This window comes from Streptomyces sp. NPDC111606, from assembly GCF_055656945.1.
Genome location: NZ_JBVKBY010000001.1, coordinates 1,005,975 through 1,030,639, shown reverse-complemented (window position 1 = coordinate 1,030,639; position 24,665 = coordinate 1,005,975). Strand labels below are relative to the sequence as shown.

The window sequence follows — 24,665 nt, the reverse complement described above, 5'->3', positions numbered from 1 at the left end:
TCCGGCCGCCTTATCCAGGGACTGCCGATCCCCTGATCAACGGGTCTCTCCCGCCCGCACCGGCCCCGTCCGAGGGTGGTCGGTGACGAGAGGAGCAGAACATGCTGACATTGGTGACGGGTACGACAGGACAGGTCGGCCGGCGCTTCGTGCCGAGGCTGCTCGCGCAGTCCCGGGCGGGGGAGCGGGTGCGCGTGCTGGTGCGGGACGCGGCGCGGGGCGAACCGTTCGCGGAGCTGGGCGCCGAGGTCGTGGTCGGCGATCTGCGGGACACCGAGTCGCTAGGCAAGGCGGTCGCCGGGGTCGACGCGGTCGTGAACGTCGCGGCGTCCTTCCGCGGGGTCCCCGACGAGGAGGCGCGGGCCGTCAACCGGGACGCGGCCGTGGAGCTGGGGCGTGCCGCGCTGGCTGCCGGGGTGCGGCGCTTCGTGCAGGTCAGCACGGGGCTGGTGTACGGCACCGGACGTGGCCGCCCGCTGACCGAGGACGACGAGAGCCGGCCCGGTGGGGCGATGTGGGGCGCCTACCCGGAGTCCAAGGCGGCGGCCGAGCGGGAGTTGCTCGCGCTGGAGGGCATGGACGTACGTGTCGGCCGGCTCCCCTTCGTCTACGGCGAGGGCGATCCGCATCTCGCCCAGTCCCTGATGTGGGCCAAGAACTGGGCGGCGACCCAGCGGCTGCACATGGGGCATCACGCGGACGTGGCCCAGGGGCTGCTGCGGATCCTGCACGCGCCGGGGATCGCGGGCCGTGTGTACAACATCGCCGACGACGTGCCTGTGACGGCGGTCGAGTTGCATCAGCTGAACGGGGTCGAGATCCCCGAGGAGATGGATGCCCGCACGGACCCCGACCCGTGGCTGGCGGTCGTGTCCACCGAGCGGATCCGGCGGGAGCTGGGGTATCGGCCGCTGTTTCCGTCGGTTTACGCGGCCCGGGAGGCCGGAGCGCTGTGACCGGCCTCCGGTTCCCTGACAGATGTCAGGGACCGACGCCCTGAACCACGCGCGATGCTGGGTCACTCGGGGGCGGCCCAACTGACCACGGCTGCCCCGAGTGACCGCAAACGGAGGGGCGACATGGTGAAGACAAGGTTGCGCGAGAAGGCCGGCATGGGTGTGGCGGCGGTGCTGATGACGGCCGCGATGGGGGTGGCTGCGGCGCCGCCGGCGGCGGCCGCCCCGGCGGACTGCCCCCGGGAGTACGTCTGCGTGTGGAACAACGACACGGCGTCGGGCAAGCCGACGTGGAAGTCGAAGGGGAATCTGTACGACCTGCACTCGGAAAACGGGGTGACCATCGTCAACAACGGTGTGCGCCGGCCGGGTGCCGACCACATCTGGTACAACCTCACCACCACGCCGGAGAACGGCGGCAACTTCAAGGGCTGCCTGCACTACCCGAACGACACCAACATGGTGACCTTCGAGGGCCCCGTCACCCTGCACAGCGCACGGTGGGGCCGCGAATGCTGAGCTGATCGCCGCCCGCCCCGCCCCTAGGCCGTGTCCGCAAAGTCCCGCCTGCCCCGCGGGCGAACGACGGGACTTTGCGGACACGACCTAGTCCACACCCCTGATCCGCCCCACCAGCACCGCCCCGGCCAGCCCCGCCGCGGCCGCCACCAGGTACAGCATCCGGTAGCCGCCCAGGTGGGTGACGATCGGCGCGGCCAGGGCGGGCGCCGCGACCTGGGGCAGGGCGTTGGCCACGTTGATGACGCCCAGGTCCTTGCCCCGGTCCCGCGCCGTGGGCAGGACGTCCGTCATCAGCGCGAAGTCGACCGACATGAACACCCCGAGGCCCAGGCCCAGCAACGCCGCCACGACGATCGCGCTCGGCCAGGTCTGCCAGCCGGCCAGCAGGCCCGTGGCCGCCGCCATCAGCACCCCGGACCACATCACGAACGGCTTGCGGCGGCCCACCCGGTCCGACCAGGCGCCGCCCACCACGACCGTGGCCACCAGGGTCACGCTGTTCACCGCGGTGAGGATCAGGACGCCCTGCTCGGGGTCGTCGTGGTGCAGGCGGTCCCGCAGGTAGTACAGGAGGTAGAGGATCACCAGCGCGTTGCTGAGGTTGATCAGGAAGCGGGTCAGCCAGGCCCAGCCGAAGTCGGGATGGCGGCGCGGGCTCAGCCAGAAGCCGCGTGCGAACGAACTCCAGGACCACGCCGGCCGGTCCGCGGCCGCCAGTTTCAGATCCCGGTACCGCAGGACGTACGGCAGCACACCCGCCACCGCGAACACCGCGCACGCCGCGTACCCCGCCGCGATTCCGCCCGCCGCCGTCGCGAGCCCCGTGCCGACGACCGCGCCGAGGATCTGCGCAGCCCCCAACCAGCCGCCCACCACCCCCCGTTGCAGCCGAGGCACCTGGTCCGGCACCGCCGCCGTCACCGCGGCGAAGGACGCGTTCAGCGTCAGCTGGACCAGACACCAGCCGACCGCCATCGCCCACAGCCCGCCCGCCCCGGCGAGCAGCAGCAGCGACAGCGCGCCGCCCGCCGCACCGGCCACGATCCACGGCGTACGGCGGCCCCAGCGGGCCGTGGTGCGGTCCGACAGCGCCCCGAAGAACGGGTTCGCCAGCAGCGACACGACCGCGCCCACGCCGGTCACCCACGCCAGCAGCGTCTCCTTCGACATCCCCGTGCCGGGCGCGAAGTCCTCCGCCTGCCGGGCCAGCAGAAGCTGCAACGGGCCGTACCAGCCCACCCAGATCGCCACGTTGGCCAGCGACAGCGCCGCCGTCCAGCCCCGGCCGACCCGGTCGACGGGCTCGGCCAGGGCACCCGACGGCCGGGTGGTCGTCACCTCTGGGCCCGGAGCACGTCCCGCAGCCAGCCGTAGGACGCCTTGGGGGTCCTGGTGAGCGTCTCGTAGTCCGTGTGCACCAGCCCGAAGCGCCGTGCGTACCCCTCGGCCCACTCGAAGTTGTCGAGCAGCGACCAGACGAAGTACCCGCGTACGTCCACGCCCGCCTCCACCGCCCGGTGCAGCGCGCGGATGTGGCCGTCCAGGTAGGCGATCCGCTCCTGGTCGTCGATGCCCTCGTAACTGCAGCCGTTCTCGGTGATGACGACGGGCGGCAGCCGGTCGCCGTACCGCTCCCGGAAGCCGGTGAGCAGTTCGGTGAGGCCCTCGGGCACCACCGGCCAGCCGAAGTCCGTCGTCGCGACGCCCTCGATCTCCCGTACGGAGAAGGGCAGTTCCGCGGGCATGCTGATCCCGCCGAACTCGATCTCGGTGCCCTGCGGGGCGCCCACGCGGGTCGGCGCGTAGTAGTTGATGCCGTAGAAGTCGAGCGGCTCGGCGATGACCGACAGATCGCCCTCGACGTCCCCGGGCATCAGCTCCCCGATGCCCTCCGGGTATGCGCCCAGCAGCAGCGGGTCGGCGAACAGCCGGTTGAGCAGTACGTCGTAGAAGCCCGCCGCCTCCAGGTCCGCCTGCTCCTGCGACGCCGGCCAGGTCGGGCCGTGCGAGTTGGCGATGCCGATGTCGCTCGCGCCGGCCGCGCGCAGTGCTCGTACGGCGAGTCCGTGGGCCAGCAGCTGGTGGTGGGCGACGGGCAGCGCGTCGAAGAGGAGCTGCCTGCCGGGGGCGTGGGTGCCGAGGGCGTGGCCCAGCAGGGTGTGCTCGGCGGGTTCGTTGAGGGTGATCCACTTCTGTACGCGGTCACCGAGGCGCGCGGCGACCACGGACACGTACTCGGCGAAACGGGCCGCCGTGTCCCGCTCCAGCCAGTCCAGGGCGACGGGCAGATCCCAGTGGAAGAGGGTCGGCACCGGCCGGACGCCCGCCGCGCACAGCTCGTCCACCAGGCGGTCGTAGAAGTCGAGGCCCTTGGGCGCGTTCACCCGCGGCCACGAGATCGAGAAGCGGTACGCGTCGACGCCCAGCTCGGCCAGCAGAGCGACGTCCTCGGGGTAGCGGTGGTAGTGGTCGCAGGCCACCGCGGCCGTGGAACCGTCCTTCACCCGGCCCGGCCCGGCCGTGAAGGTGTCCCACACGGAGGGCTCGCGCTCGTCCGCCGCGCCCTCGATCTGATGGGCCGAGGTGGACACACCCCACAGGAATCCGGCCGGGAACTGAGGTATCGGGTTCGTCGCGCCGCGCGCATCAGTCGCCATGCGCCGGATCATCCGTACCAGCGGTAACGGAAGTCAACGGGCGGGCGTGAACAAGCAGTTACGTCCTTCCGCGAGTGCCGGTCACGCCCCCTCCTTCAGTACCCGTGAGATCAGCTTGCGCTGTTCGTCGGTGAGCCGGGGATCCGAGCAGTACACCGTCTTGCCGTCCACGGTGATCTGGTAGCTGAAGCCGTCCGGAACCCCGACGGGGGGCGTGCCCCGGCCGGACGCGACCGCGCGCTCGGCCAGGGCGTGCCACTCCTGGGCGTCGGGCCGCCCCGAGGTGTCCACCTCGGCGTGCCGCTCGATGCCCGCGAAACCACCCGTGCGCCGTACCAAAATCCGCATGGGTCCCTGTCTAGTACGGACTTACTGGATCCGCACCCCGACCTGCTCCCACGCCTTCGACACGGCCTGGAGCTCCTCGCCGCCCTCGCCGAACCGCTCGCGGGCGGCCTTGACGGTCAGCTTGGCGAAGTCGGTGAACATGGCCCGCTCCGACAGCTCGCCGCCGGTCAGGACGTCGTACCAGACCTGCCCCGCCTTCTCCCAGGCGTTGCCGCCGAGTGCGGTGGCGGCCAGGTAGAAGGCGTGATTGGGGATCCCGGAGTTGATGTGGACGCCGCCGTTGTCGCGGCCGGTGCGGACGTAGTCGTCCATCGTCGCGGGCTGCGGGTCCTTGCCGAGCACGTCGTCGTCGTACGCGCTGCCCGGCTCCTTCATGGAGCGCAGGGCCTTGCCCGAGACGCTGGGCGCCAGCAGACCCGCCCCGATCAGCCAGTCGGCCTCGGTGGCGGTCTGGCCGAGCGTGTACTGCTTGATCAGCGCGCCGAAGACGTCCGACATGGACTCGTTCAGGGCGCCCGGCTGGCCGTAGTAGGTCAGGTTGGCCGTGTACTGGGTGACGCCGTGGCTGAGCTCGTGGCCGATGACGTCGATCGGGATGGTGAAGTCGAGGAAGATCTCGCCGTCCCCGTCGCCGAACACCATCTGCTCGCCGTTCCAGAAGGCGTTGTTGTAGTTCTCGTCGTAGTGGACGGTGGCGTCCAGGGGCAGGCCGTCGCCGTCGATCGAGTGGCGGGCGTAGGCCTTGAGGAAGAGCTCGAAGGTGGCGCCGAGTCCGGAGTAGGCGCGGTTGACCGTGGCGTCCTGGCCCGGGTCCGCGCCCTCACCGCGGACCTTGGTGCCGGGCAGGGAGGTCCGGTGCCGGGCGTCGTAGATGGTGCGCAGCGGCTGGTCCGACGGTGCCTTCTCCGTCGGGGCGGCCGCGAGGGCGAACTCGGTCGTGACACGGCGCCTGCCGCGCAGCTCGCTGTCGCGCATCAGGGTGCGGCGAGCCGGGCCGGAGAGTGCGGGGTCGTCGTTCCGGGCCAGTTTGTCCAGGACGTGAGGTGGTACGACGGTGCAGAAGACGGGCTCGAAGCCCCCGTTGGTCGTCATGACCGGCACCATTGCACTGCGTTAGGGCGCTGTCACTAGTCGCAACCATGATTGGTGAAATATACGGATAGGGAGCGGCACGCTCTGTGACGAAGTGGTATGGCGCACGTTTTGTCCTATTCATCCCTCGGGTCCCGCATACTGATACGACGCCCCGCACGGGGAGCGGCTCGGCTAGCATGCTTCGCATCATGCGTTTCGGGCTGCTTCTTCTTAGCTGCCGCGGCGAGGGCCTGTAGTCCAGGTCGACTCCCTCCCCGCGGAGCTTGGCGTTGCGTCGTCGGCCGTCCTTCCGGACACCCTGAGGAGCCCGAAGCATCATGGCGAATCGCCAGCAGCCCAGTTCCATGCCGATCCACAAGTACGGCCGCTACGAGCAGGTCGACATCCCGGACCGCACCTGGCCCCAGAAGCGTGTCACCACCGCCCCCCGCTGGCTCTCCACCGATCTGCGTGACGGCAACCAGGCCCTGATCGACCCGATGTCGCCCGAGCGCAAGCGCCGGATGTTCGACCAGCTGGTCAAGATGGGCTACAAGGAGATCGAGGTCGGCTTCCCGGCGTCGGGCCAGACGGACTTCGACTTCGTGCGGTCGATCATCGAGGACCCCGGGGCCATCCCCGACGACGTCACCATCTCCGTACTGACCCAGGCCCGCGAGGACCTGATCGAGCGGACCGTGGAGTCGCTGAAGGGCGCCAAGCGGGCCACCGTCCACCTGTACAACGCCACTGCCCCCGTCTTCCGCCGGGTGGTGTTCCGCGGCTCCAGGGACGACATCAAGCAGATCGCCGTCGACGGCACGCGGCTGGTCGTCGAGTACGCGGAGAAGCTGCTGGGCCCGGAGACGGAGTTCGGCTACCAGTACAGCCCCGAGATCTTCACCGACACCGAGCTGGACTTCGCGCTGGAGGTCTGCGAGGCGGTGATGGACGTCTACCAGCCCGGTCCGGGCCGCGAGATCATCCTCAACCTGCCCGCCACGGTGGAGCGTTCGACGCCGTCCACGCACGCGGACCGCTTCGAGTGGATGGGCCGCAACCTGTCCCGCCGCGAGTACGTCTGTCTGTCGGTCCACCCGCACAACGACCGCGGTACGGCCGTCGCCGCCGCCGAGCTGGCGCTGATGGCCGGCGCCGACCGCATCGAGGGCTGCCTGTTCGGGCAGGGCGAGCGCACCGGCAACGTCGACCTGGTCACCCTGGGCATGAACCTGTTCTCGCAGGGCGTCGACCCGCAGATCGACTTCTCCGACATCGACGAGATCCGTCGTACGTGGGAGTACTGCAACCAGATGGAGGTCCACCCGCGCCACCCGTACGTGGGCGACCTGGTCTACACGTCCTTCTCCGGCTCCCACCAGGACGCCATCAAGAAGGGCTTCGACGCCATGGAGGCCGACGCGGCCGCGAAGGGCGTCACCGTCGACGACATCGAGTGGGCCGTGCCCTACCTGCCGATCGACCCGAAGGACGTCGGCCGCTCCTACGAGGCCGTCATCCGCGTCAACTCGCAGTCCGGCAAGGGCGGTATCGCGTACGTCCTGAAGAACGACCACAAGCTGGACCTGCCGCGCCGGATGCAGATCGAGTTCTCCAAGCTCATCCAGGCGAAGACGGACGCCGAGGGCGGCGAGGTCACCGGCGGTGACATCTGGGCGGTCTTCCAGGACGAGTACCTGCCGAACCCGCAGAACGCGTGGGGTCGGATCCAGGTCAAGAACGGTCAGTCGACGACGGACACGGACGGCGTGGACACGCTGAAGGTGGAGGCGACGGTCGACGGCGTCGACACCGTGCTGTCCGGTACCGGCAACGGTCCGATCTCGGCCTTCTTCGACGCCCTGCAGTCCATCGGCATCGACGTACGGCTGCTGGACTACCAGGAGCACACGATGAGCGAGGGTGCGTCCGCGCAGGCCGCGTCGTACATCGAGTGCGCGATCGACGGCAAGGTCCTGTGGGGGATCGGCATCGACGCGAACACCACGCGTGCGTCGCTGAAGGCGGTCGTGTCGGCCGTCAATCGGGCGGGGCGCTCCGCGGGGGCGCCGCAGTAGGAAGTGCCGCGAGGGGTTGTCGATCGGCTGCCGCGCCGTCGTGGCTTGTCGCGCAGTTCCCCGCGCCCCTTGAGGGCGTTGTCGCGCCCGGCGTTTCAGAGGCCCCGTTCACCCTTTTCGGGTGGGCGGGGTCCGTCCGTTTTCGGCCATTGACCTGTGCAGGTCACGGAAAGGTCTCGTCCGGGGTGCTGACTCCGCCTCCATGATGTGGCTAACATCACGCAAGCGCGGCGATGTTGCCGCGGGGTTACGGAGGTGCGACGTGCTGCCAGGACGGGGACAAGACGGCCGTGCCGCCAGGCTTGCGCGCATCCTGGGGACCCGCACCGCATGGTCGGCCGTAGGCGACGGCGAGTTCTTCTGCCCGGGCTGCGGGGGTGACCGCAACTACCAGCGGCTGACCGGGCACCGCCGCTTCACCCTGCTCGGCGTGCCGGTCCTGCCGCGCGGCGAGACCGCGCCGGTCGTGGAGTGTGCGGCCTGCCAACGTCACTTCGGCACCGACGCCCTCGACCACCCCACCACCACCCGCTTCTCCGCGATGCTCCGCGACGCCGTCCACACCGTCGCCCTCGCGGTGCTGGCCGCCGGCGGCACCTGTGCCCGTCCGTCCCTGGAGGCCGCCGCCGCCACGGTGCGGGCGGCCGGCTTCGACGACTGCACGGAGGAGCAGCTCAACGCGCTGGTGGAGGCCCTGGCCGCGGACACCGGGCGGGTCTTCTCCGAGCCCTGCGGTGCCGGCCTGGCCATAGAGCTCCACGAGGCCCTGGACCCCCTCGCCCCGCACCTCGCCCCCGCCGGCCGCGAATCGATCCTCCTCCAGGGCGCCCGCATCGCCCTGGCCGACGGCCCCTACACCCCCGCCGAGCGAGACGTCCTCGCGACGGTCGGCGCAGCGCTCACCATCTGCCCCGAGGACGTGACGAGACTGCTGGCCGCGGCGGCACGGACGCCGTCGTAGCGGCACGGACGCCATTGCTGCACCGTCGCCCTCAAGCCCGCCTAGGACGCTTCCCTCACCGCCCGGATCGTGCTGCCGGACGGCCTTGACACGTCGGCCTGCGGTGAAGAAGATTCGGTTCATCGTGGGAACGCCTGTGCATCGCCACTCCGTCCCCCCTCGCCGCCGGTCGAGCCGGCAGGTCCCTTAGAGCCTGTTTCTGAACCCCCGCCTGCGCCCCGACGCCCGGCACGCACCCTCGCCGCACGGCGCCGCAGGACAGGTGGCTCCGCCACATGACCTGCAACGCCGCACGCCGAGGGCACGCACCGAACGCCGCTGCGCCCGCGCTCCGCGCGGACGACGGGGGTTCAGAAACAGGCTCTTAGGCCCGCGCCGCGTCTGCCGCGTCGGCCACTTCCGAAGCGCCGCATCACCTCGCACTCTCTCTCGCGTCGCCGCCCGCGGCGTACCTCGGGCTGCCGTCATTTCCGGTGCGTGCCTCCTACGGCCGCGGTCGTACACCGACCGCACATGGCCCACGCGCCCCACTCGCCCCGGCCGCATCCCTCGCGGTCACGAAAGGAGCAACGGCATGGACAGCGAATTACGCACAGAGCCTCCCGGGCGGGGGACGCTCCCGTCCCTCACCGGCCTGCGCTGGATCGCCGCGCTCCTGGTCTTCGGACTCCACTTCACGGCCCTGCAGTTGGGGACGGAGGTCGGATCCCGGGAGCCCTCCGGGGTCGACCGTGGTTTCCACAGCGTCTTCGGCACCGGATTCATCGGGGTTTCCTTCTTCTTCGTCCTCAGCGGTTTCGTGCTGACCTGGTCCACCCCGACGGACCGCCCGGCCCGGCTGTTCTGGCGGCACCGGTTCGCGAAGATCTTCCCGGTGTACGTCGCCGGATCCGTCCTCGCGGTCCTGCTGACCTTCCTGTCCGCGCAGATCTGGCCGAGTTGGCGCACCGTCCTGGCGCACACCTTCCTGGTCCAGTCATGGATTCCCGACCAGTCCTACATCTTCGGCCTCAACCCGGTGATGTGGTCCCTGAGTTGTGAGGCCTTCTTCTATCTGTGCTTCCCGGCGCTGCTGGTGACGATGGTGCGGGCGACCAATCGCACCCTGCACATCACGGCCGTTGTCTGCGTCGCGCTGACCTTCCTGGGGCCGACGCTCGCCGACCGTGCCTTCGCGCTCCGTGCGCCCGAGCCGCCGCCCGTCGTGCCGTTGGAGGGGTACGACAGCCAGTTCATGCTCTGGTTCACCGAGGTGTTTCCCTTGATGCGGCTCACCGAGTTCGTCATCGGGATGATCGTCGCGCTGCTGGTGCGCAGGGGCACCTGGAGGGGGCCCAATCTCCAGGTGGCGCTGGGGATCTGCGTCGTGGGCTTCCTCCTGAACCGGGAACTGCCGCCGCCGCTCCAGCGTGCTGCCGGGATGCTCGTCCCCTTCGCCCTGCTGATCGCCGCCCTGGCCCAGGCGGACCGGGCCGGTAGGTGGACCCCGTTCCGCGGGCCGCGCATGGTGTTCCTCGGGAAGATCTCCTTCTGCTTCTACGCCGTGCACATGCTCTTCGTGCTGAACACCCTCGGTCGCCTCAAGCCATGGCTGTTCGATCTCGGGCTGATCTCGCGGCCGACCCAGGCTCTGTCCGTCTGGGGGACTCTCGGCTTCCTCGTCCTCTACGCGGTCGCGGCCGGGCTGGCGGCCTGGGCCCTGTACCGGTGGGTGGAGGTGCCGATGACCAGGATCATCCGGGGGCGGCGGCCGCAGCAGGGGCCGGCGTCAAAGGATCCGGGGGAGACCGTCGAACCGCAGCCGAGGACGGCGGTGGGTTCGCCGGCCGATCTGCCGGACCGCTGAGCGGCGAGCGGTGAGCGGACACGAAGAGGACCCGGTCGGAGGGCACGGGGGAGGGCCCCCCAACCGGGTCGGTCGGGGACACCGGCGCAACGCCGGTGCGGGGTGGTGCGGGTGGTGCGCGGTCGGACCGGGTGCGCTCGGTCCGAACCGTCAGTGCGCGCTCGGCTCCGGCTTCGAGGCCCCGTACGTCTCCTCGGCGGCACCCTCGCCGCCGGGGTTGTTCCGGGGCCTGACGAACAGCGTGGCCGCGAGCGCCAGGAGCAGCAGCCCGGCACAGACGTAACTGGACACCTCGATCGCGTCGGCCATCGCCTGGCGTGCCGCCTCGGCGACGGACGAGGTCTCCGGGTCCTTCGCGAGGGCCGGGATCACCGAGCCCGCGCTGTCGGTCACGACACCGCTGAGCTCGCGAGCCTGCCCGGCGGGGATTCCGGAGCCGGTCAGGCTGTCGCGCAGGTTGGAGGTGAGCGTGGTGAAGAACAGGGTCGTCAGTACGGCGATACCGAGCGCGGCGCCGAGTTCGCGGGACGCGCTCTGGACGCCCGAGCCCTGCCCGGCGCTTTCGACCGGCACGTCCACGAGGACGACGTTGGTGACCTGCGCGGTGGCGAAGCCGACGCCGATGCCGTAGATGAACAGGGCGATCGCGATCAGCCACCAGGCGCTGTCGGTGGTCGCGATCAGACCCAGCATGGCCAGCCCGGCCGCCTCCAGTACCAAGCCGATCCGCACCAGCGTGATCGGCGAGCCGGCCATCGAGAAGCTCGCACCGCTGGCGCAGAAGCTGCCTGCCGCGAGGGCGACGAGCGCCAGTCCTGCCTGGAAAGCGCTGTAGTCGAGCGCGAACTGCAGCCACAGCGGCATCACCGCGATGATGCCGAACTCACCGAGACCCACGAACAGCGTGACGACGTTGCCGTTGCGGAACGAGGGGATGGAGAACAGCCGCACGTCCATCAGCGGTTCCTCGTTGCGCTTGCTGAGCGCCGCCTGCCGGCGCCAGAAGACGAACAGGACGAGGAGGGACACGATGAACGCGGCAAAGACCGGGGAGGGGCCGCTGCTCCACGAGAAGCCGCCGACCTCCAGCGGTTCGATGGTCTTGAGCCAGCCATACGTACGGCCCTCGATCAGCCCGAACGCCAGGAAGCCGAGCCCGATCGCCGACAGTACGCCGCCGAAGATGTCGATGCTGCCCCTCGTACGCGGAGAGACGGGCAGGTAGATCAGGGCACCGGCGATGATCAGCGCCACGAGCGGGATGTTGATACCGAAGGCCCACCGCCAGGAGAAGTCCGCGAGCCAGCCGCCCAGCAGCGGGCCGACGGCCGCCGCGGCACCGATGGTCGAGCCCCAGACGGCGAACGCCTGCCCTCGGGCCTTGCCGGTGAACGTCGCGTTCACCAGGGCCAGCGAGGTGGGCAGGATCATCGCCCCGCCGATTCCCTGCAGGAACCTCGACAGGATCAGCAGGCCGCCGTTCGGCGCGACCGCTGCCACCAGGCTGGTGACCCCGAAGACCACGAGGCCGACGAGGAAGATCTTGCGGGCGCCCTGCAGGTCGGACAGGCGCCCGGAGATCAGGAGCAGCGCCGCGAAGATGATCGCGTAGGACTCCTGGACCCACTGGGCCTCGACCGAGGTGATCTCCAGGTCCTCGATGATCGGGGCGAGGATCACGTTGACGATGGTGATGTCGACAACGATCAGAGCCACGCCCAGAGACACGGCGATCAAGCCGAGCCACTGACGCATGGACGGGGATTCTTCTGTGGCGTTCAAGCTTCCTCCACCCTGGTGTATCTTTACAGTGAAGGTAACTCTGCGCGCTGTGGCTTGTCAAGCTGAGTAGCGGAGTGTCGCGGGGCGGGAGCAGGAGAGGGTGACCAAAGCGGTGCGGGGGCCGTTGACGGCTGCAGCAACACACCCGTGCGATCGAGAGGTCCCATGCCCCCCTCAGCAGTCCACTTCAACGGCGGGGTCAACCTGCCGGACCCCGCGACGGTGATGCGGGTCCTCGCCGAACAGGTCCCCGTCGGTGTCCGCCGGCTGCCCGACGGTGAGACCGGAGGCCGGTCCCAGTGGATCGGCTACCAGCTGCCCCGTCTCCTCGCCACGCCAGGCCTGCGGCAGATCGACGCCGGCTCGGATTCCGACGGCGCGTACACGGGCGGGCCCTCCGTAGGCCTCGACGAGGGCGCCGACCCGGACACGATCGCCTGGGGCGACCTCGGCTACGCCGCGGAGTACCGGAAGTCCTACGAGGTCTTCACCGGCCTGCGAGACGAGGGCGTCGTCCCCGCGGGCGTGCGGATGCAGGCCGAGTACCCCACCCCGGTCGCGGGCGGCATGCTCTTCCACCCCGACCACAGGGACCGGATCGGCCCGTCCTACGAGCGCGCGCTCCTCGCCGATCTGGACGAGCTGGTCCGGAGCGTGCCGCACCCTGATCTCGCCGTGCAGTGGGACGCGGCGGTGGAGACCGTCACGGCCGACCTGCAACCTGACCTACTGGAACCGCTGGCCACGCAGCTCGCGGCGCTCGTCGACCGCCTGCCCTCGGGCGTCCCCGTGGGACTGCATCTGTGTTACGGCGACTTCGAGCATCGGCACATGGTCGAGCCGAAGTCCCTGGCGAACCAGGTCGCCCTCGCCAATGCGGTGACCCGGACCGCCGAACGCGCCCCGGCCTGGATCTCCTTCACCGTGCCGCAGGACCGCGACGACGCCCACTACTTCGCGCCCCTGGCCGACCTGCGTGCCGATCCGGAGACCGAGATCTACCTGTCGGTCGTGCCCTACCACCCGAAGAGACAGGCCGAGGGGACGACCGACAGGCAGATCGCGCTCATCGACAGATACCTGCCCGAGGACGCCCACCCCTGGGGCATCTGCACCGAGTGCGGCATGGCCCGGGCGGACCGGAAGGACGTACCGCGGCTGATCGAGTCGCACCGCGAGATCCTCGCTCGGCACACGCCGGGCCGGTAGTGACGGGCGGTCCGGGCCGGCCGCCCGCCGCCACGGCAGGCGGTCGGCCCGTTCGTATGCGGCCAGGCGTGCAACGCCGCCCGGAACAAGGGCCCTTGACAATCCGACCTGCGGTGAAGAAGATGTTGTCCATATTGGAACATGTGTGTCCGGGAAATGTTTTCAGCCCGGACCCCGCTTTCACCTCAGCCTGCAGCGGATAGCCAACGCCGAGACGGTTCTCGGCGTTTTTTTATGCCCTCTCACCGCTGCCCCGGCGCTCTCCGCCTTTGCGAAACGGTCTCCGTTCAGCGAGCCAACCGTTGATTCCGCACGAGAAGGCCCTGTGTCCGGCAGACCCTGCCCACAAGGAGAAGCATGAAAGTCCTCTTCATAGCAGCGGGAACAAGCCCCGCGGGAGTATTCGCCCTTGCTCCGCTCGCGACGGCACTGCGCAACGCCGGTCATGAGATCGTCGTCGCCGCCTTCGACGAACTCACCCCGACCATCGAGGGCGTCGGACTGCCCCCGGTGGCCGTGGTGACCGAGCACACCACCGAGAGCATCAAACACCTGGACCGGCCCGGCGGCCCGATCGAATTCCCGTGGTCTCCCGAGCAGGAACTCCCCTACGTCGGCCGCTGGTTCGGACGCCAGGCCGCGGTGAGCCTGGAAGGGCTGCTGGCGCTCACCAAGGCCTGGAGCCCGGATCTGGTGGTCGGCGGAACCGACGCGTACGCCGCCGCGCTGCTGGGCGCACACCTCGGCATCCCGCACGTCCGCCAGGCCTGGGACTGGCTGCACTTCGACGGCGGGGAGCGCTACGCGAACGAGGAACTGGCTCCCGAGCTGTCGGCCATCGGGCTCGACCGGCTGCCCGACCCCGACCTGTTCATCGACCTCTGCCCGCCCAGCCTGCTGCCCCCGGGCGCCACGCCGGGCATACCCATGCGGTGGGTTCCGGGCAACCGGCAGCGCAAGCTCGAACCGTGGATGTACGAACGCGGTGAGCGCCCCCGGATCTGCGTCACCTACGGCAGCTTCCGGACCGCCATGCCCGAGATCTTCGACCACCTCTGCGGGCTGATATCCCGCCTCACCGAGCTGGACGCCGAGATCGTGGTGGCGGCGAACGACGAGGCGGCCGAAAAGCTGCGCGCCAGGTTCCCGCAGGTCCGCAGCGGCTGGGTACCGCTGGAGTTCCTCGTCCGTACCTGCGACGCGATCGTGCACAGTGGCGGGCTGACCGCCCTCAACGCGATGGCCGCCGGCACACCGCAGGTCGTGCTCAACCAGTTCGAGGCCTTCCAGCCGTCGCTGCGGCTGCTGGAGCAGCAGGGGTCGGGCCTGGTGCTCCACCGTGAGGCCGGTTCGCCCCAGGGCACCTTCGAGGCGTGCGGCACGATCCTGTCCGACGACCGCTACGCACGGCAGGCGCGGGAACTCGCCCGCGAGCTCAACTCACTCCCGACGCCCAACGAGGTCGTCGCCGACCTGGAGCGGCTGGTGCGCTCGTGAGCAGCTACGGAGCGGATCACGCCGACGTCTACGACGCCGTCTACCGGGGCCGGGGCAAGGACTACAGGGCGGAGGCGGACGACGTCCTGCGGCTGCTGCGCGAGCGGCAGCCCGACATCGTCAGCCTGCTGGACGTCGCCTGCGGCACCGGCGCCCACCTGGACGCCCTGCGCAAGTCCGTCTCCCACGTCGAGGGGGTCGAGCTGGCGCCGGCGATGCACGCGCTGGCGGTGGAACGGCTCCCTGGGGTGGCCGTCCACCGGGACGACATGCGCACCTTTGACCTGGGCCGCACCTTTGACGCGATCACCTGCATGTTCAGCTCGGTCGGGTATCTGGGGTCGACCGAGGAACTGGACCGCACGCTCGCGGTGTTCCGGCGCCATCTGACCCCGGGCGGGGTGGTGCTGGTCGAGCCGTGGTGGTTCCCGGAGGAGTTCCTGGACGGGTACGTCGGAGCCGCCGTCGTGGAGGTCGACGGCCGCACCATCGCCCGCGTCTCGCACACCGTCCGCGAGGGCGACTCCACCCGGATGACGGTGGAGTACACCGTGGCTGAACCCGCCACCGGACTGCGCCGGTTCTCCGACACCCACGTGCTGTCGCTCTTCACGCGGGAGCAGTACGAGCGCGCCTTCGCGCGGGCCGGGCTGGCCGTCGACCACGTGCCCGGCGGTCCTTCCGGGCGCGGGCTGTTCCTCGCGACCGCTCCTTCCTCCTCGTCCGGCGAAGAAGGGCGGGAGACGCGATGACGGCGCTCTCCACACGCGGCCAGGTGGGCAAAGTGCGCCCCTGCGAGCTGATGGACCTCCAGACCATCGCCGACAGCCGCGGGAAATTGTCCGTGGTCGAGGGCATCAAGGACATCGGCTTCGACATCAAGCGGATGTTCTACCTTTACGCATTGCCGCGGGACTCGATACGCGGCGACCACGCCCACCGTAATCTGGAGCAATTGGTCATCGCCGTCTCGGGCAGTTTCGACGTCACGGTCGACGACACCGCCGACACCGCGGTGTATCGCCTGGACAGCCCGCATCAGGGTCTCTACATCGGACCGATGGTGTGGAACGGCCTCACCAACTTCTCCGAGGGCGCGGTCGCTCTGGTGCTGGCCTCGGAGCATTACGACGAGGCCGACTACTACCGCGAGTACCAGGAATTCGCGACCGACGCCGGACGACTGCTGTGAGAATTCCCTTCCTCGATCTGAAAGCGCCCCATGCGGAGATCCGGGAGGAGCTCGATGCGGCGTACCACCGGGTGGTCGACTCGGGCTGGTTCCTCCTGGGCTCCGAACTGGAGGCGTTCGAGGCCGAATTCGCCGCGTACTGCGGAGCCGAGCACTGCGTGGCGGTGGGCAGCGGCTGTGACGCCCTGGAACTCGGCCTGCGGGGGCTGGGCATCGGCGCGGGCGACGAGGTGATCGTCCCCAGCGCGACGTACATCGCCACGTGGCTCTCCGTCTCGGCCGCCGGCGCCACCCCGGTGCCGGTCGAGGTGGATCCGGCGACCCATCTGCTCGACCCCGCCCGGGTGGAGGCGGCCATCACACCGGCCACCCGGGCCGTCATGCCGGTACACCTCTACGGCCAGGCCGCGGATCTCGACGCGCTGCGGCGGACGGCCGTGGCGCATGGGCTCGCGGTGGTGGACGACGCCGCTCAGGCCCACGGCGCCCGGTACCGGGGCCGGCGGGTGGGTACGGGCACCACGGCGACTGCGTTCAGCTTCTATCCCGGCAAGAACCTCGGGGCGCTCGGCGACGGCGGGGCGGTGCTGACCTCCGACGCCGAACTGGCCGACCGGCTGCGGCTGTTGCGGAACTACGGCTCGCGGCGCAAGTACCACCACGAGATCCAGGCGACCAACTCCCGCCTCGACGAACTGCAGGCGGCCATCCTGCGGGTCAAGCTCCGTCATCTCGACCGATGGAACCGTCGCCGGGCGCAGATCGCCGTGCAGTACCAAGAGGGGCTCGGGGGACTGCCCGGCCTGCGCCTCCCGAAGACGCCGACGGGCACCGAGCCCGCGTGGCACCTGTTCGTCGTCGGCTGCGACGACCGGGAGCGGTTGCGAAAGAGCCTGGCCGAAGCCGGCATCGGCACGCTGGTCCACTATCCGGTCCCCGTCCACCTGTCCCAGGCCTACGCCGACGACACCCGGTGGCCGGCCGGTACCCATCCCATCGCGGAGTCCATCGCCGCGCAGGTGCTCAGCCTGCCGATGGGACCGCATCTGGACGACCGGGACGTGTCCGACGTCATCGCCGCAGTTCGTGCCGCGCTCTGAGACCGGCCGCTCGTCCCCTTCGCTTCCTTCCCGTACCCCGCGACCGAAAGGTTCCGCCGTCATGCAGACCCCACCGCAGCTGCCGCCCTCCGTCCGCGTGCTGCAACTCGCCACGGCGAGCTGGATGGCCGCCGCCGTGAGCGCCCTCGCCGAACTGGGGGTCGCCGACGCACTGTCCGACGGCGCCCGACCCGTGGACGAGATCGCCGAGGCCGTCGGCGCCCACGGACCGACGCTCTACCGGCTGCTGCGCGCCGGCGCCGACTTCGGGCTGCTCGAGGAGCGCGCGGGCGAGGTGTTCGCCCTGACCGAGGTCGGGGAGGCGCTGCGCAGCGATTCACCCACCTCGATGCGGAACTTCGCCCGGTGGGTCGGGCTCGCCGCCGACCGGAACACCTGGGCCGGTCTCGCCGACAGTGTCCGGACCGGCGAACCCGCCTTCGAGCGGGTGCACGGCCAGAACGTCTGGGACTTCATGCGCGAGAGGGCGGATGTCTCCAGCGTGTTCAACAACGCCATGAGCGAGGCCTCGCGCCAGCTGATCGCCCCGGTGGTCGGTGCGTTCGACTTCAGCGGCATCGGCACCCTGGTCGACGTCGCAGGCGGCCACGGTGCGCTGCTCGCCGCGGTGCTCGCCGCCAACCCGGACGTCCGCGGCGTGCTGTACGACCAGCCGGACGTGGTCGCGGGTGCGGGCCGGGCGTTCAAGGACTCCGGCACGGACGGCCGGGCAGAGGTCGTCGGGGGCGACTTCTTCGACTCCGTACCGCCGGGCGCCGACGCGTACCTGCTCTCCAACGTCATCCACGACTGGGACGACGCGCACTCGCTCACCATCCTGCGCAACTGCCGGGAGGCGCTCGCCGAGGGCGGCCGGGTCCTGCTGGTCGAGGCGGTCATGCCGGACCGGAGCGAGCCGGCGCCGACGGTCACCCTCATGGACCTCAACATGCTCGTGCTCTGCGGCGGCCGCCAGCGCACCGAGGCCGAGTTCGCCGACCTCTTCGAGCGGGCCGGCCTCAAGCTCACCCGGATCGTCCGGGCCGGGCTGCACAGCGTCGTCGAAGCCGTCCGCGCCTGAGCCCGGACCCGAACCGAAGCGAAGGACTGGAACCCATGCCGTTCATCACACCGGACAACGGATCGCTCACGGTGTTCAACCTGTTCGACACCACGAGCCCCGATGCGCAGAAGATCCTGCTCGACACCATGGAAGGGATCATCAACGGGGCGAACTACCCGGGCTGGCGGTCCTCCACCCTGCACGGCGGGCTGGACCGGCCGTGCGCCGCGAACTACATCCAGTGGCGCAGCGTGGCGGACCTCCAGGAGCGCTACGAGGGCGAGAACTTCAAGCACAACACGGTGCCCCACTTCACCGAACTGACCACCTCGGTCCACCTGCTCAAGACGGAGGTGGTCGCCACCCGGCTGCACGCTTCGCTGGAGCACATCGAGATATCGCCCGACCGGGACGACTTCACCGTCATCGTCATCATGGGGGTCGAACCGTCGAACCAGGCCCGCCTGGTGGAGCTGTTCACGGAGCCCGACGCGTGGCTGCAGGAGGTGCCGGGCTTCCGCTCCAACTCGATCCTGCGCGGGCTGGACGGCGACTACGTCGTCAACTACGCCCAGTGGGACGACCGCGAGTCCTACGAGCGGTTCCACAAGCTGCCCGAGGAGGACCGCCCGGCACACTCCCGGGAGATGCGGGCCAAGGCCCGGCCGCTGGTGACGTCCCGGTCGTCGAACACGTACGAGGTCGTGTACTCCCGGTCGGCCTCCGACCAGCCGGCAGGTGGCCGGTGACCACCACGATCCACCCGTCCGCCCACGACGGGACCTCCGGTTCGCGGCCCGTCCCCGCCCCGGTCGTCGTCGGACCCGGGGACCACCGCTACGCGGAATTGGCGCGGGGTGACAACTACCGGTTCGTCGGGCAGCCCGACCGGGTCGAACTGGTGCGCACCACCGAGCAGGTCGTCGACGCGCTGCGGCGGGCCCGGGCGGAGGGCCTGCGGGTGGCCGTCCGCAGCGGCGGGCACTGCGGGGAGGCCTTCGTCGCCGACCCCGGCGTGCGGGTCGTCCTGGACCTGTCGCTGATGGCGGAGGTGTACCACGACCCGGACCGCGACGCCATCGCGATCGAGACGGGGGCGACCGTCGGGCACGTCTACAAGACGCTCTACCGGAACTGGGGCGTGACCCTTCCCGCCGGCGTGTGCACCGCGGTGGGTGCGGGCGGCCACATCAGCGGCGGCGGGTACGGTCCGCTGTCCCGGCTGCACGGGTTGGTCGCCGACCACCTGTACGCCGTCGAGGTCGTGCACGTCGACGCCGACGGTGACGTGGCCGTCACGGTCGCCACCCGCGAACCCGACGACCCGCACCGGGAGTTGTGGTGGGCGCACACCGGCGGGGGTGGTGGCAACTTCGGCATCGTGACGCGGTTCTGGATGCGCTCTCCCGGGGCCACCGGCACCGACCCCGCCGAGTTGCTGCCCAAGCCGCCGCCCTCGTTGCTGCTCGCGATGGTCAACTGGTCGTGGGAGCAGGTGGACCTGCCGGCGTTCACCCGGATCATCCGGAACTTCATGGCCTGGCACGTGGAGCACAGCGGCCCCGACTCGCCGTACGCGGGCCTGTTCGCCTCGCTGTGGGTCCGGCACCGGTCCGGCGGCGACCTGACGATGTTCGTCCAGATGGACCCCACGGCACCGGACGCCGATGCCGCCATGGGGTCCTTCCTCGCCGCCGTGGACGAGGGCGTCGGGGTGGAGCCGTTCGCGATCCGCTACGAGCTGCCGTGGCTGACCGCGGCCCGGCACATGGGCCAGGGCGACTCCGGTCCGGTGCTGGGCGCGCGCACCAAGTCCAAGGCCGCGTATCTGCGGGGCGTCCACACCGACGAGCAGATCGCCGGGCTCTACCGTCACTTCACCAGCGAGAGCTACTTCGGCCGTGAGTCGCTGATGATGCTCAACGGATACGGCGGCGCGATCAACACGGTGGAGCCCGGGGACACCGCGTCCGCCCAGCGCGACTCGGTGATCAAGGCCGCCTACTCGGCCGCCTGGAACGACCCGGGCGAGGACGAGCTCCACATCGCCTGGCTGCGCGGCCTGTACGGGGAGCTGTTCGGCGCCACCGGCGGCGCTCCGGTCTCCGACGAACTGAGCGACGGCTCGTACATCAACTACCCCGACATCGACCTGGCCGACCCGGAGTTCAACACCTCGGGCGTGCCGTGGCATCGGCTCTACTACAAGGACAACTACGTCCGGTTGCAGGCCGTGAAGGCCGCCTTCGACCCGCTCGACGTGTTCCACCACCAGCTGTCCGTGCGGCTCCCGTCGTCCGGCACGACGACGTCCCCGTCCACACCTCGCACGCGGGAGGACCCGATGACCTACGCCTCCGATCACATTCCCGACCGGTACGACTTCGAGGACATGTACACCGGCGCGGCGGACACTCAGCCCGTCCAGCCCTGGGACATCGGCAGGCCGCAGCCGGCCCTGGTCGCGGTCGAGGAGGCCGGGCTGATCACCGGGAGCGTCCTGGACGTCGGCTGCGGACTTGGCGACAACGCCGCGTTCCTCGCCTCCCGGGGCCATGCCGTCACCGCGGTCGACGTGTCCGCGACAGCGGTGACCGAGGCACGCCGGCGGGCCGGGGCCAAGGGCGTGGAGGTGGAGTTCGTCGTCGGGGACGCCACCCGGTTGCAGGGCTTCGAGGGCCGCTTCGACACGGTTGTCGACAGCGCGTGCTTCCACGCGTTGGCCGAGGACGAGCGGCAGCGCTATCTCACGGTGCTGCACGACGCCTGCCGACCGGGGGCCCGGTTGCACATGTTCTGCTTCGCCGAGGAACTGGACGCGCCCTTCCCCGGCCCGCACCGTCACAGTGCGGTGAACCTCCGCCGGATGGTCGGGAGCGTCTGGGACGTCGTGGCCGTCGAGGCCGTGGCGTACGCCAGCTCGCTACGGCCCGAGGACATCGCGGCCATGATCAAGGAGGAGTATCCGGACGCCGAGGTCACCGCGGACCAGCTGCAGGGTCTGGCACTGGACGAGACGGGCCGGGCGACGATGCCGGTCTGGCACGTGACGGCCGAGCGCCGGGGCTGAATCCGCCACAGGTCCCGGCTGTGCCGGGCAAGGATCCGGTCCCGGTCGAGGACGGCAGGCGAGGGCCTCCGTGCGGTGAAGACTCGGCACCTCCACCTGCACGCAGGCCCTCGCCATGCTCGCGATCTACTTCCGGGAGGCGTGCAGGAAGCGGCCGGTCATCGATTTCCCGGTCCGCGGCATCAGGCCGGGAGGACCTTCGTAGACGATGCGGCCACCCTCGTCACCGGCGCCGGGGCCCAGGTCGACGACCCAGTCGGCGCGGGCGATGACGTCCAGGTTGTGCTCGATCACGATGACCGAGGCGCCGCCGTCGACGAGCCCGTCCAGCAGCCGGATCAGGTTGTCGACATCGGCCAGGTGCAGCCCGGTGGACGGCTCGTCGAGGATGTAGGTCTTCGCGTTCTTGCGCATCTCGATGGCCAGCCGCAGGCGCTGACGTTCCCCGCCGGACAGCGTGGTGAGCGGCTGCCCGAGGCTGATGTATCCGAGGCCGACGTCCTGCAGCGCGGTGAGCACCGGGGTGACGGACTTCTCCGTGAAGAAGTCCGCCGCGGTGTCGACGGACAACGCCAGCACGTCGGCGATGCTCCTGCCGCGCAGCTCGTAGGAGAGCACCTCGTCGGTGAACCGGCGCCCCTGGCACTTCTCGCATGTGGTCGGCACAGCGGTGATGTAGCCGAGGTCCGTGTAGGTGACGCCGAGCCCCTTGCACGTCGGGCAGGCACCCTCGGAGTTCGCGCTGAAGAGCGCGGCCTTGACGCCGTTGGCGGCGGCGAAGGCTTCGCGGATGCCGTCGAGCATGCCGGTGTACGTGGCCGGGTTGGACCGGCGGGACCCCTTGATGGGCGACTGGTCGACGATCGAGGCCTCCGTCTCCTTCGGCAGGGAACCGAGGACGAGGGAGCTCTTGCCCGCCCCGGCCACCCCGGTGACCGCCGTGAGGACGCGGAGCGGGATGCTGACGCTGACGTCGCGCAGGTTGTGCAGGGACGCCGACTTGATGTCGAGCGAGCCGATGGGTTCGCGCACCTCGGTCTTGAGGGGCTGACGGACCGTGAGGTGGGCCCCGGTCGGGGTCCCCGACTTCTTCAAGCCGGCCACGTCGCCCTCGTAGACGACGTGTCCTCCGTTCAGCCCCGCGCCCGGACCGATGTCGATGATGTGGTCGGCGGCGGCGATGACCTCGGGGTTGTGCTCGACGACCAGCACGGTGTTGCCCTTGTCCCGCAGGCGCTCGAGCAGGCCGATCACGCGCTTGGTGTCATGGGCGTGCAGACCCGCGGTGGGTTCGTCGAAGACGTAGGTGAGCTCGGTGAGACTGGAGTCGAGGTGGCGGACCATCTTGATGCGTTGTGCCTCACCGCCGGACAGGGTGCCGGCGGCGCGGTCGAGACTGAGGTAGCCGAGCCCGATCTCCACCAGATTGCCGAGGATGGAGACCAGAGCGGCCTTCAGCGGGGCGATGTCGCCGGCCGGCAACGTGGCGGCCCACCGGCTCAGTTCGGTGATCTGCATGGCGTTGCAGTCGGCGATGCTCACGCCGTCGATCCGGCAGGCGCGGGCGGCCTCGTTGAGCCGGGTGCCGGAGCACCCGGAGCACGGGCCGGTGGTACCGATCGCCTCGACGGCCCGCCGTACGTGCGGGCGCAGCGAGTCGGCGTCCTTGGAGAGGTAGAGGCGCCTGATCTTGTCCAGGACGCCTTCGTACGCCATGTTGTAGCCGCCGGTTTTCACGACGTCACCGGTCCCGGTGAGCAGTTGCTCCCAGTCCGCCTCGGTGAACTTCCCCAACGGCAGGTCGTTGTCGAAGAACCCGGACTCTGTGTAGATCTTCCAGAAGACGGAGCCGACGGCGAAGTTGGGGAAGGTGATCGCCCCTTCGTTGAGTGACAGCGAACGGTCGAAGATCCCCTCGACGTCGATGGCGGAGGTGCGCCCGACGCCCCCGCACTCCGGGCACATACCGGACGGATCGTTGAACGAGAGAGCGCTGGGACTCGGCACGGCCGGAGTTCCCACCCGGGCGAAGACGATACGGAGCATCGTCCAGGTGTCGGTCACGGTCCCCACCGTGGAACGGGAGTTGGCTCCGATCCGTTCCTGGTCGACGACGATGGCGGCGTTGAGGTTCTCCAGGCTGTCGACGTTCGGGCGGGGCAGCGTCGGCATCTGCGACTGGAGGAACGCCGGGTAGGTCTCGTTGATCAGACGCTGCGACTCTGCGGCGATCGTGTCGAAGGCGAGAGAGGACTTGCCCGAGCCGGAGACTCCGGTGAAGACGACGAGGTTCCTCTTGGGGATGTCGAGGTCGACGCCGGTGAGGTTGTTCTCACGGGCTCCCCGGACCCGGATCACCTGGACTAAGTCCGCCGAGGTGCCGGCCGCGGGTGCTGATGCTTTCGATGAGCTCACTCTGTCATCCCGTTCCTCGTGCAGGTGTGTGACTCGTGCAGGTCGGTGATCGGCACGGCGCCGTTCCCGTCCCCGGGCAGGGGAGGGGAGCGCCGAGAGTGGTTCGCCCCGGGGCGCTGTGTGATGTGGCCCTGCCGCTGCGCGGGTGCGAGGGCAAGGGGCCGGGGTCAGGCCTTGCCGTGCAGGCGGGACCCGTTCGGGCGGCGCTGGTCGTACTCGTTGGCGAGCAGGTCGTCCATGGTGCCGCGGAGTTGGGCGATGAAGTCCTCGAACTGCTGGAGCTGTGCGGGGGTGTACTGCGCCATGGCCGCGGCCATGCGTTCGGCGTACGGGCCGAAGAACTCCTCGGCCCGTGGCCTGACATCGGGGCTGCTGCGCAGTGTCACGATCCGGCGGTCGGTGTGCTCCCGGGTACGGATGATGTGTCCGGCCGTCTCGAGACGGTTCAGCAGGGTCGCGGTCGCGCCGGAGGAGAGGGAGATGCGCTCGCTCAGCCGGGCGGGCGACAGCGGAGCACCCTGGTCCTCCGCATAGAGGATCTCGGTCAGGGCGGCGGCGTCGGTGGAGTAGAGCCCGAGCCAGGTCGCGAAACGCTGCGTGAACTCGGTGTAGTTCGCGCCGAACGCTCGGAGCCCGTCCATGAGGCGGTCACGCTGGGCCTCAAGGGCGCCGGACTCCGGTTCCTCCATCGACATGCTCCACTTCCCGATCTGCCTGGGTGACCCGTTCCGTCACAGGGTTTGACAACTTACCCGAGGGCGAAATATCTTCATCGTAAAGATACACCATCAGGGAGGTAGCCGGGGACCGGGTGGCCCGACTCAGGCACGTGCACTGCAAAGGTGATCGTCGCGGAGGCTGGCATCGACCGCAGCTGAAGCTTGGGGGACTGAAT

General features: G+C 70.0%; 20 protein-coding genes. 13 read left to right on the top strand and 7 right to left on the bottom strand.

Annotated elements, in window-relative coordinates:
- The first annotated feature begins 101 nt into the window (after positions 1-101).
- Together ACZ7M7_RS04760 and ACZ7M7_RS04755 are read left to right on the top strand one after the other, a co-directional pair.
- Positions 102-956 carry an NAD-dependent epimerase/dehydratase family protein gene (locus ACZ7M7_RS04760; protein ID WP_383624613.1) on the top strand — a complete coding sequence of 285 codons (855 nt, stop codon included), beginning with the start codon at positions 102-104 and terminating at the stop codon, positions 954-956.
- A gap of 123 nt (positions 957-1,079) precedes the next feature.
- Entirely contained in the window at positions 1,080-1,475 is a 396-nt protein-coding gene (locus ACZ7M7_RS04755; protein WP_472112802.1) for a peptidase inhibitor family I36 protein, read from the top strand.
- Between the two features lie 87 nt (positions 1,476-1,562).
- On the opposite strand, the gene ACZ7M7_RS04750 is transcribed toward ACZ7M7_RS04755, so the two are convergent.
- From ACZ7M7_RS04750 to ACZ7M7_RS04735, 4 genes are all read right to left on the bottom strand, one after another.
- A complete protein-coding gene (locus ACZ7M7_RS04750; RefSeq protein WP_472112799.1) occupies positions 1,563-2,816 on the bottom strand; it encodes an MFS transporter in 1,254 nt (417 codons plus the stop codon).
- The gene (locus ACZ7M7_RS04745) at positions 2,813-4,147 is read right to left on the bottom strand and encodes a GH1 family beta-glucosidase (RefSeq protein WP_472112796.1); all 1,335 of its coding nucleotides are present in this window, start codon (positions 4,145-4,147) and stop codon (positions 2,813-2,815) included. Before ACZ7M7_RS04745 ends, ACZ7M7_RS04750 begins: the two co-directional genes overlap by 4 nt.
- A gap of 69 nt (positions 4,148-4,216) precedes the next feature.
- On the bottom strand, positions 4,217-4,483 hold the full coding sequence (locus tag ACZ7M7_RS04740; protein WP_328427737.1) for a protealysin inhibitor emfourin: 267 nt from the start codon (positions 4,481-4,483) through the stop codon (positions 4,217-4,219).
- A gap of 21 nt (positions 4,484-4,504) precedes the next feature.
- On the bottom strand, positions 4,505-5,575 hold the full coding sequence (locus tag ACZ7M7_RS04735) for a M4 family metallopeptidase (protein ID WP_472112793.1): 1,071 nt from the start codon (positions 5,573-5,575) through the stop codon (positions 4,505-4,507).
- Between the two features lie 320 nt (positions 5,576-5,895).
- Between ACZ7M7_RS04735 and leuA the strand changes: the two genes are divergently transcribed.
- From leuA to ACZ7M7_RS04720, 3 genes are all read left to right on the top strand, one after another.
- Positions 5,896-7,635, top strand: coding sequence for a 2-isopropylmalate synthase (gene leuA / locus ACZ7M7_RS04730; RefSeq protein WP_451166836.1), 1,740 nt, complete (start codon positions 5,896-5,898; stop codon positions 7,633-7,635).
- A gap of 262 nt (positions 7,636-7,897) precedes the next feature.
- Complete coding sequence (locus ACZ7M7_RS04725; protein WP_383610958.1) at positions 7,898-8,596, top strand: TerB family tellurite resistance protein; 699 nt, start codon at positions 7,898-7,900, stop codon at positions 8,594-8,596.
- 574 nt (positions 8,597-9,170) lie between these two features.
- Complete coding sequence (locus ACZ7M7_RS04720; RefSeq protein ID WP_472112790.1) at positions 9,171-10,442, top strand: acyltransferase family protein; 1,272 nt, start codon at positions 9,171-9,173, stop codon at positions 10,440-10,442.
- A 150-nt stretch (positions 10,443-10,592) separates the two neighbouring features.
- On the opposite strand, the gene ACZ7M7_RS04715 is transcribed toward ACZ7M7_RS04720, so the two are convergent.
- Positions 10,593-12,197: an MFS transporter gene (locus ACZ7M7_RS04715; protein WP_472113927.1), complete on the bottom strand. Its 1,605-nt coding sequence runs from the start codon at positions 12,195-12,197 to the stop codon at positions 10,593-10,595.
- Between the two features lie 192 nt (positions 12,198-12,389).
- Between ACZ7M7_RS04715 and ACZ7M7_RS04710 the strand changes: the two genes are divergently transcribed.
- From ACZ7M7_RS04710 to ACZ7M7_RS04675, 8 genes are all read left to right on the top strand, one after another.
- Positions 12,390-13,433, top strand: coding sequence for a hypothetical protein (locus ACZ7M7_RS04710; RefSeq protein ID WP_472112788.1), 1,044 nt, complete (start codon positions 12,390-12,392; stop codon positions 13,431-13,433).
- A 357-nt stretch (positions 13,434-13,790) separates the two neighbouring features.
- Positions 13,791-14,930 carry a glycosyltransferase gene (locus tag ACZ7M7_RS04705; protein WP_472112785.1) on the top strand — a complete coding sequence of 380 codons (1,140 nt, stop codon included), beginning with the start codon at positions 13,791-13,793 and terminating at the stop codon, positions 14,928-14,930.
- A complete protein-coding gene (locus ACZ7M7_RS04700; RefSeq protein ID WP_472112781.1) occupies positions 14,927-15,682 on the top strand; it encodes a class I SAM-dependent DNA methyltransferase in 756 nt (251 codons plus the stop codon). The genes ACZ7M7_RS04705 and ACZ7M7_RS04700 overlap by 4 nt, the downstream gene beginning before the upstream one ends.
- Positions 15,679-16,122, top strand: a complete 444-nt coding sequence (locus ACZ7M7_RS04695) for a sugar 3,4-ketoisomerase (protein ID WP_472112778.1) — start codon at positions 15,679-15,681, stop codon at positions 16,120-16,122. Before ACZ7M7_RS04700 ends, ACZ7M7_RS04695 begins: the two co-directional genes overlap by 4 nt.
- Positions 16,119-17,222, top strand: a complete 1,104-nt coding sequence (locus tag ACZ7M7_RS04690; RefSeq protein WP_472112775.1) for a DegT/DnrJ/EryC1/StrS family aminotransferase — start codon at positions 16,119-16,121, stop codon at positions 17,220-17,222. Before ACZ7M7_RS04695 ends, ACZ7M7_RS04690 begins: the two co-directional genes overlap by 4 nt.
- Positions 17,223-17,283: 61 nt before the next feature.
- Positions 17,284-18,303: a methyltransferase gene (locus ACZ7M7_RS04685; RefSeq protein ID WP_472112772.1), complete on the top strand. Its 1,020-nt coding sequence runs from the start codon at positions 17,284-17,286 to the stop codon at positions 18,301-18,303.
- 35 nt (positions 18,304-18,338) lie between these two features.
- Complete coding sequence (locus ACZ7M7_RS04680; protein ID WP_383624591.1) at positions 18,339-19,034, top strand: antibiotic biosynthesis monooxygenase family protein; 696 nt, start codon at positions 18,339-18,341, stop codon at positions 19,032-19,034.
- Positions 19,031-21,355 carry a methyltransferase domain-containing protein gene (locus ACZ7M7_RS04675; protein ID WP_472112768.1) on the top strand — a complete coding sequence of 775 codons (2,325 nt, stop codon included), beginning with the start codon at positions 19,031-19,033 and terminating at the stop codon, positions 21,353-21,355. Before ACZ7M7_RS04680 ends, ACZ7M7_RS04675 begins: the two co-directional genes overlap by 4 nt.
- A 126-nt stretch (positions 21,356-21,481) precedes the next feature.
- Here ACZ7M7_RS04675 and ACZ7M7_RS04670 read toward each other — a convergent pair whose 3' ends face one another.
- Positions 21,482-23,770 carry an ATP-binding cassette domain-containing protein gene (locus ACZ7M7_RS04670; RefSeq protein ID WP_472112765.1) on the bottom strand — a complete coding sequence of 763 codons (2,289 nt, stop codon included), beginning with the start codon at positions 23,768-23,770 and terminating at the stop codon, positions 21,482-21,484.
- Positions 23,771-23,937: 167 nt separating this feature from the next.
- Complete coding sequence (locus ACZ7M7_RS04665; RefSeq protein ID WP_472112762.1) at positions 23,938-24,465, bottom strand: MarR family winged helix-turn-helix transcriptional regulator; 528 nt, start codon at positions 24,463-24,465, stop codon at positions 23,938-23,940.
- Between the last annotated feature and the right edge of the window lie 200 nt (positions 24,466-24,665).

Excerpts from the sequence above, each read along its gene's own strand:
- ACZ7M7_RS04680 (WP_383624591.1), top strand. The coding sequence starts at position 18,339 with ATGCCGTTCATCACACCGGACAACGGATCGCTCACGGTGTTCAACCTG.
- ACZ7M7_RS04695 (WP_472112778.1), top strand. The coding sequence starts at position 15,679 with ATGACGGCGCTCTCCACACGCGGCCAGGTGGGCAAAGTGCGCCCCTGC.
- ACZ7M7_RS04740 (WP_328427737.1), bottom strand. The coding sequence starts at position 4,483 with ATGCGGATTTTGGTACGGCGCACGGGTGGTTTCGCGGGCATCGAGCGG.
- ACZ7M7_RS04745 (WP_472112796.1), bottom strand. The coding sequence starts at position 4,147 with ATGATCCGGCGCATGGCGACTGATGCGCGCGGCGCGACGAACCCGATA.
- ACZ7M7_RS04705 (WP_472112785.1), top strand. The coding sequence starts at position 13,791 with ATGAAAGTCCTCTTCATAGCAGCGGGAACAAGCCCCGCGGGAGTATTC.
- ACZ7M7_RS04710 (WP_472112788.1), top strand. The coding sequence starts at position 12,390 with ATGCCCCCCTCAGCAGTCCACTTCAACGGCGGGGTCAACCTGCCGGAC.
- ACZ7M7_RS04665 (WP_472112762.1), bottom strand. The coding sequence starts at position 24,465 with ATGTCGATGGAGGAACCGGAGTCCGGCGCCCTTGAGGCCCAGCGTGAC.
- ACZ7M7_RS04760 (WP_383624613.1), top strand. The coding sequence starts at position 102 with ATGCTGACATTGGTGACGGGTACGACAGGACAGGTCGGCCGGCGCTTC.
- ACZ7M7_RS04685 (WP_472112772.1), top strand. The coding sequence starts at position 17,284 with ATGCAGACCCCACCGCAGCTGCCGCCCTCCGTCCGCGTGCTGCAACTC.
- ACZ7M7_RS04720 (WP_472112790.1), top strand. The coding sequence starts at position 9,171 with ATGGACAGCGAATTACGCACAGAGCCTCCCGGGCGGGGGACGCTCCCG.
- ACZ7M7_RS04735 (WP_472112793.1), bottom strand. The coding sequence starts at position 5,575 with ATGACGACCAACGGGGGCTTCGAGCCCGTCTTCTGCACCGTCGTACCA.
- ACZ7M7_RS04755 (WP_472112802.1), top strand. The coding sequence starts at position 1,080 with ATGGTGAAGACAAGGTTGCGCGAGAAGGCCGGCATGGGTGTGGCGGCG.
- leuA (WP_451166836.1), top strand. The coding sequence starts at position 5,896 with ATGGCGAATCGCCAGCAGCCCAGTTCCATGCCGATCCACAAGTACGGC.
- ACZ7M7_RS04715 (WP_472113927.1), bottom strand. The coding sequence starts at position 12,197 with ATGCGTCAGTGGCTCGGCTTGATCGCCGTGTCTCTGGGCGTGGCTCTG.